At 55.5% G+C, this 6,979-nt stretch carries 6 protein-coding genes; 3 read left to right on the plus strand and 3 right to left on the minus strand.

Annotation, left to right across the window (positions count from 1 at the left end; translation table 11 throughout):
- The first annotated feature begins 71 nt into the window (after positions 1-71).
- Positions 72-1,250 carry a D-xylose utilization transcriptional activator XylR gene (gene xylR / locus ACI2JR_RS05320; RefSeq protein ID WP_132729330.1) on the plus strand — a complete coding sequence of 393 codons (1,179 nt, stop codon included), beginning with the start codon at positions 72-74 and terminating at the stop codon, positions 1,248-1,250.
- 55 nt (positions 1,251-1,305) lie between these two features.
- On the opposite strand, the gene ACI2JR_RS05325 is transcribed toward xylR, so the two are convergent.
- On the minus strand, positions 1,306-2,124 hold the full coding sequence (locus ACI2JR_RS05325; protein WP_132729329.1) for a protein bax: 819 nt from the start codon (positions 2,122-2,124) through the stop codon (positions 1,306-1,308).
- Between the two features lie 315 nt (positions 2,125-2,439).
- Between ACI2JR_RS05325 and ACI2JR_RS05330 the strand changes: the two genes are divergently transcribed.
- Both ACI2JR_RS05330 and avtA read left to right on the plus strand, forming a co-directional pair.
- Positions 2,440-4,473: an alpha-amylase gene (locus ACI2JR_RS05330; RefSeq protein WP_132729328.1), complete on the plus strand. Its 2,034-nt coding sequence runs from the start codon at positions 2,440-2,442 to the stop codon at positions 4,471-4,473.
- 173 nt (positions 4,474-4,646) lie between these two features.
- Positions 4,647-5,903 (plus strand): valine--pyruvate transaminase, encoded by a 1,257-nt coding sequence (gene avtA / locus ACI2JR_RS05335; RefSeq protein ID WP_132729327.1) that lies wholly within the window; start codon positions 4,647-4,649, stop codon positions 5,901-5,903.
- 114 nt (positions 5,904-6,017) lie between these two features.
- On the opposite strand, the gene ACI2JR_RS05340 is transcribed toward avtA, so the two are convergent.
- Both ACI2JR_RS05340 and ACI2JR_RS05345 read right to left on the minus strand, forming a co-directional pair.
- Positions 6,018-6,506 carry a 4Fe-4S binding protein gene (locus ACI2JR_RS05340; protein WP_132729326.1) on the minus strand — a complete coding sequence of 163 codons (489 nt, stop codon included), beginning with the start codon at positions 6,504-6,506 and terminating at the stop codon, positions 6,018-6,020.
- A gap of 118 nt (positions 6,507-6,624) precedes the next feature.
- Positions 6,625-6,979: IclR family transcriptional regulator C-terminal domain-containing protein (locus tag ACI2JR_RS05345; RefSeq protein WP_462478053.1), on the minus strand; the 355-nt coding region annotated here is incomplete at its 5' end.

Genomic DNA, 6,979 nt, shown 5'->3' on the forward strand with positions numbered 1-6,979 from the left:
AAGTCGGTTGTCATTATTCGGGCATTGGCCGGTATTGTATGGCCAGCAAGAGAGATCAGGAAAAAGAGATTATGTTTGCAAAGCGCCACCGTATTACGCTGCTATTCAATGCCAATAAAGCCTATGACCGGCAGGTTGTCGAAGGGGTCGGTGAGTATTTACAGGCATCGCAACTGGAATGGGACATCTTCATTGAAGAAGATTTTCGCGCGCGCATTGAGAACATCAGGGAGTGGCTAGGAGACGGCGTCATCGCCGATTATGACGATCCGGAAATTGAAAAGCTGCTGGCGGATGTCGACGTGCCGATTGTCGGCGTCGGCGGCTCCTACCACCGCCCTGAATGTTATCCCCCGGTTCACTATATTGCGACGGATAACGCCGCCCTGGTCGAAAGCGCGTTCCTCCATCTGAAAGAAAAAGGGGTCCAGCGCTTCGCCTTTTACGGCCTTCCCGCCTCCAGTGGGAAACGCTGGGCTGTCGAGCGCGAGCACGCGTTTTGTCAGCTGGTCGCCAAAGAGAAGTATCGCGGCGTGGTGTACCAGGGGCTGGAGACCGCCCCGGAAAACTGGCAGCACGCGCAGAACCGCCTGGCGGACTGGCTGCAAACGCTGCCGCCGCAAACCGGAATTATCGCCGTCACCGACGCACGCGCACGCCACGTGCTCCAGGCCTGCGAACTGTTGCATATTCCGGTGCCGGAAAAGCTGTGCGTTATCGGCATTGATAACGAAGAGCTGACCCGCTACCTGTCACGCGTGGCCCTCTCCTCCGTCGCCCAGGGCACCCGGCAGATGGGGTATCAGGCGGCGAAACTGCTGCACCGCCTGCTGGATAAAGAACCGCTGCCGCTGCAGCGCCGGCTGGTTCCCCCGATGCGCGTCGTTGAACGACGCTCCACGGACTATCGCTCGCTTAGCGACCCCTCGGTGATTCAGGCGATGCACTATATCCGCAATAACGCCTGTAAAGGCATCAAAGTCGAACAGGTACTCGATGCCGTCGGCATCTCCCGCTCCAACCTTGAAAAGCGCTTTAAGGAGGAGGTCGGCGAAACGATTCATACCGTCATTCACAGCGAGAAGTTAGAAAAGGCCCGCAGTCTGCTGGTTTCCACGACGCTGTCGATTAATGAAATCTCGCAAATGTGCGGCTACCCATCGCTGCAATATTTCTATTCGGTGTTTAAAAAAGAGTACGACGTAACACCGAAGGAGTACCGGGACCGGCACAGCGAAGTGATGATGTAGAGGGGAAAATCGCAGGAAAGAAAAATGCCCGGGCTTACGCGCCGGGCATTTTCAATTACATATGGGCCGCAATCAGCCGCTGGTTATCCTGATACATCGCGAAGAGATAGTTGTTATAGCTCGACCCTTTGGTCGAATAGCCCTTCAGCTTATGAATCATGGTGCTGGCGGTCACTTCCTGATCCGTTTTACGCAGCTGCGCACGGGATTTACGGAAAGAATTATAGGCCGGATGCGTGTTCAGGTTAGTAACATAGGCCTGTACCGACTGCTCCACAGAGTCAAACTGGGAATAGCCTTTCATCGCACCGCGGCAGTTTCCGCCACCGCATTTCATACCAAACAGATTGTTGTTCATGCGCGCCAGTTTGGAGGTGCCCCAACCGCTTTCCGCCGCCGCCATGGTTGCCACCATGCTGTTCGGAATGATGTCGACGCGCTCCATCAGCGTGTTCCATGGAATATGGCGGGTGTTGCCAGACCATTTCACCTTATAACGCGCAGTAATATCTTTCAGGCGCGAACGCTCCGTCGGTGACCAGCGTGCGTCGTACTGCTTAGCAACAAGCCAGTTACGATCGGCGGTAATCACCTGATTCTGTTTAGTAATATAAGGCATTACTGTCCGGAGAAACGCTTTTTTCCTTGGGGTTCCGGAAGGGTATTTTCGCAAATCAGGAAGTGAACTACTCTTTACACTATTGCGAGAATACTCTTGTTTACTGCTTACCTTAACTTGACTACTTTTCTTTACTTGTGAGGCTTTATGACTCGTTGTTGCTGTGTGGGTTGTTGCCAACACACTACCTGAAAATATGCAGGTAAGTAACATGAGTATCGCAGCCCCATATCGTCGCATGGGAATCGATATCATTAGGTCTCCTGGTCGGATTTAATCATTCCAACACCTTGTTTTACGCAAAAAAACGTTAATTGAGTCGCGAATAGTAGCAAAAATACCCAGTGAGAGCACTAACAGAAATAGTCCAATTCCGAAAAGCTGTCATCTGAAATCGGTTTCTGCCGCGCGGCCAGGGTGCGGAAATGCTAGCACGATCTCATTTTTAGCTTATTTTTTGAGCTCTGTCACTCACCCCTTTTTATCATCCCCGTAAAAGCGCAGATGGGATGAGTTCACCGCCCGGTTTGACAGGCACACTGCAAAAAACACCGCTCACAGGATTCCGCAATGAAACTCGCTGCGCTTGCGTCGCTCTTGTTGCCTGGGATGGCTTTCGCCGCCTGGACGACCGCTGATTTCCCTGCCTTTACCGAAGAGAGCAGCGGCAGATTTATTAGCCAAAACGAGGTGGCGAAGGGTACACGGCCTTTGCAAATAAATTTTGACCAACAGTGCTGGCAGCCCGCCGGGGCGATAAAACTCAACCAGATGCTGTCAATGGAACCTTGTCACGGCGATCCCGCGCAGTGGCGCGTCTTCCGCGAAGGCCAGTACACCCTGGCCGTCGATACCCGCTCCGGCACGCCGACGTTGATGATCTCCCTAAAGGAAACAGAGGCCGTAACGGCGTCTACGCCGCAGCTGCGCCAGTGCCCGAAATGGGACGGCAAGCCGTTGACGCTGGATGTCAGCAGCACCTTTGCCGAAGGCAGCAAAGTCCGTGATTTCTACAGCGGTAACATCGCCACGGTAAGCGGTGGGAAAATCACCCTGCAACCCGCCCCCAACAGCAACGGTTTACTCCTGCTTGAACGTGCGGAAACGGCCGCCGCAGCCCCGTTCAACTGGCATAACGCCACCGTCTATTTCGTGTTGACCGATCGTTTTGTGAACGGCAACCCGGCTAACGACAATAGCTACGGGCGGCACAAAGACGGCATGCAGGAAATCGGCACCTTCCACGGCGGAGACCTGCAGGGCCTGACCAGCAAGCTCGATTACCTTAAAGATCTGGGCGTTAACGCGCTATGGATAAGCTCTCCTCTGGAGCAAATCCACGGCTGGGTCGGCGGCGGAAGCAAAGGCGATTTCCCGCATTACGCCTACCACGGCTACTACACCCAGGACTGGACAAAGCTGGATGCCAACATGGGCACCGAGGAGGATTTACGCCGCCTGGTCGACGAGGCTCACAGGCGCGGCATTCGTATTCTGTTCGATGTGGTAATGAACCATACCGGCTACGCCACCCTCGCCGACATGCAGGAGTTCAAATTTGGCTCGCTGTATCTCCAGGGCGACGAGCTGAAAAAAACCCTTGGCGAACGCTGGACCGACTGGAAGCCCGGCCCGGGTCAGACCTGGCATAGCTTCAATGACTACATCAACTTCAGCGATAAAGCGGGCTGGGAAAAATGGTGGGGCAAAAAGTGGATTCGTACCGATATTGGCGACTACGATAACCCCGGCTTCGACGATCTGACCATGTCGCTGGCCTTCCTGCCGGACCTGAAAACAGAATCGACAACCCCTTCCGGGCTGCCGAACTTCTATCAACACAAGCCGGACACGGCGGCAAAAGCGATTTCTGGCTTCACCCCACGCGATTACCTGACCCACTGGTTGAGCCAATGGGTGCGTGATTACGGCATCGATGGTTTTCGCGTCGATACCGCCAGGCACGTTGAGCAGGCCGCCTGGCAGCAGTTGAAAACCCAGGCAACCGCGGCGCTGGCGGAATGGAAACGGGCCAACCCGGACAAAGCGCTGGATAACGCCCCTTTCTGGATGACCGGTGAAGCCTGGGGACACGGGGTTATGCAGAGCGATTACTACCGTCATGGTTTTGATGCGATGATTAACTTCGACTATCAGGATCAGGCGGCGAAAGCGTCCACCTGCCTGGCCAATATTGACCTCACCTGGCAGCAAATGGCGGACAAACTGCAGACGTTTAATGTCCTGAGCTATCTCTCATCCCACGATACGCGCCTGTTCCGCGAAGGCGGCAGCTCGGCGGCAGAACTGCTGCTGCTCGCCCCGGGCACGGTCCAGCTGTTCTACGGCGATGAATCCGCGCGGCCGTCGGGCCCTGGCGGATCCGATCCATTACAGGGAACGCGCTCGGATATGAACTGGCAGGACATCGCGGGTAAAGCCGCACTCAGCGTCACCCACTGGCAGAAGCTCGGTCAGTTCCGCGCCCGCCATCCGGCAATTGGCATGGGTAAACAGACCACGCTCTCAATACCACAGGGCTATGGCTTCGTGCGCGACAGCGGCGCTGACAAAGTCATGGTGGTGTGGGCCGGCCAACAATAACCGGTGACAGACGACTCCCTCCATATTCGAGGGAGTCATTTCAGCATAAAAATCTAAAAGATAGTGATAAACCAGCATAAAAACAAAATCATCGTCTCCCCTGTCGATTTGCACCTCGTCAACGCTGGCGTTATGGTTACCCACTTTCCAGGAAGACCGACAGATTATCCGCGATGACATTTTCACTTTTCGGCGACAAATTCACCCGTCATTCAGGCATCACCCGCCTGATGGAAGACCTTAACGACGGCCTGCGCACTCCGGGCGCAATCATGCTGGGCGGCGGTAATCCCGCACAGATCCCGGAGATGAACGAATACTTCAATAACCTGCTGGCCGACATGCTCGCCAACGGCAAAGCCCTTGATGCGCTTTGTAATTACGACGGTCCGCAGGGGAAAAGCGAGCTTCTGACCGTACTGGCGCAGATGTTGCGTGATGAACTGGGCTGGGAGATCGAACCACAGAATATTGCACTGACAAATGGCAGTCAGAGTGCGTTTTTCTACTTATTTAACCTCTTTGCCGGGCGCCGTGCGGATGGCACCACCCGCAAAGTCCTGTTCCCGCTGACGCCGGAATATATTGGCTACGCCGATTCCGGTCTCGAAGAGGATTTGTTTGTCTCCACCCGCCCGAATATCGAACTGCTGCCGGAAGGCCAGTTTAAATACCACGTGGATTTCGAACACCTGCAGGTCACCGAAGAGACGGGGATGATTTGCGTTTCCCGCCCGACAAACCCTACCGGTAACGTAATTACCGACGATGAGCTGATCAAACTGGATGCGCTGGCCAATCAACACGGCGTACCGCTGGTGATTGATAACGCCTATGGCGTCCCCTTCCCGGGGATTATTTTCAGCGATGCCAGACCGCTGTGGAACCCCAATATCGTACTGTGCATGAGCCTGTCCAAGCTGGGCCTGCCGGGCAGCCGCTGCGGGATTATCATTGCTAATGAGAAGATCATTACCGCCATCAGCAATATGAACGGGATTATCAGCCTGGCGCCTGGCGGAATGGGGCCGGCGATGATGTGCGAAATGATTAAACGTCATGACCTACTGCGCCTGTCGGAAACGGTGATTAAGCCGTTCTACTACCAACGCGTGCAGGAAACTATCGCCATTATTCGTCGCTACCTGCCGGAAGAGCGCTGCCTGATTCATAAACCGGAAGGGGCGATTTTCCTCTGGCTGTGGTTTAAAGATCTGCCCATCTCTACCGAACTGCTGTATCAGCGGCTGAAAAAGCGCGGCGTATTGATGGTGCCGGGCGATTACTTCTTCCCGGGTCTCGACAGGCCCTGGCCGCATACGCACCAGTGCATGCGCATGAACTACGTGCCGGATCCGCATAAAATCGAAGCCGGGGTGAAAATTCTCGCCGAAGAGGTCGAGCTGGCCTGGCGCGAACAGCTGGCGTAAGCGCGCGGATTCTCCGGCGATGCCGTCCCCGGATGTGCGGTTTATGCGCCATCCGGGCGTTTCCCGCCATGAGTGGCCCGCCGGAAGGCCACATATCCCCCCCTCGGCAGCCGTCTACATCGCCAGCGCCGCTCGCCGACGTCTTTGCGCACTTAACCTCTCAAGCTCGTCGCTCTCCACGCAGCGCAGCGCCTGGGTCGGGCAGGCGGCCACGCAGGCAGGGCCCTGCGTACTGTGGCTGCATAAATCACATTTCAGCGCCTGCACGCCCTCCCCGGTGAGCATCACGGTCATCGCGCCATACGGGCAGGCCACCATGCAGCTTTTACAGCCGATACAGCGGCGCTGATCGACGCGCCAGACGGCATTTTCACGCTGAATGGCGCCCACCGGGCAGACATTAGCGCAGGGCGCATCTTCGCATTGCCGGCACAGCGTCGCCGTTGATAGCTCACCGCTTTTCACCACGCGAATGCGGGGCGCAAACTGCGTCGCAGAAACCGTGGAACAGCTTTGGTCATGCTGATGCGTGACCACACAGGCCACTTCACAGGTCCGGCAGGCAATACATTTCTGGGCATCCGCAAGAATAAACCGGTTCATCCACAGCTCCATGGGAGTAAAACCGCAGCGTGCCAGAAAAAGGCGCTCCCGCGCCTTGATCCTGAATGGAATCAGCGGCGTTTTCTCTCAGATATCCGGGACAATCTGGTCATTTGCCTTAGCCTTCCCGCACGGAAAAACCCAGTTCGCGAGAAATCGCCTCTGCCGTATCGCGCAGCGGCTTGAGTAAATTTTTCTCTCCTACCTGCTTGAGGCGCGATGTTGATAAGGAGATGGAAATGGCATAAGGCACGCGCCCATGAATATCGAAAACGGGAACAGCCAGGCAGGACACGCCCAGCTCGTTCTCTTCCCTGTCCATCGCCATATTACGCTCGCGGATCTGCGCCAGTTCATCATGCATCGCAGGCAAGCCGGTAATGGAATTCCGGGTAAGCGGCTGAATAATCTCCTGTAGTGAATTCCAGTAGCTCTCAACGTAGTAAGCATGGCCAAAAGCCATATAAAAATAG

The sequence above is a fragment of the Klebsiella sp. NPDC088457 genome, assembly GCF_044900465.1.
Classification (GTDB): Bacteria; Pseudomonadota; Gammaproteobacteria; order Enterobacterales; family Enterobacteriaceae; genus Klebsiella.

What these genes read in the sequence shown, in the direction of transcription:
- avtA (WP_132729327.1), top strand. Translation starts at nt 4,647, where the DNA reads ATGACATTTTCACTTTTCGGCGACAAATTCACCCGTCATTCAGGCATC.
- ACI2JR_RS05330 (WP_132729328.1), top strand. Translation starts at nt 2,440, where the DNA reads ATGAAACTCGCTGCGCTTGCGTCGCTCTTGTTGCCTGGGATGGCTTTC.
- ACI2JR_RS05340 (WP_132729326.1), bottom strand. Translation starts at nt 6,506, where the DNA reads ATGAACCGGTTTATTCTTGCGGATGCCCAGAAATGTATTGCCTGCCGG.
- xylR (WP_132729330.1), top strand. Translation starts at nt 72, where the DNA reads ATGTTTGCAAAGCGCCACCGTATTACGCTGCTATTCAATGCCAATAAA.
- ACI2JR_RS05325 (WP_132729329.1), bottom strand. Translation starts at nt 2,124, where the DNA reads ATGATATCGATTCCCATGCGACGATATGGGGCTGCGATACTCATGTTA.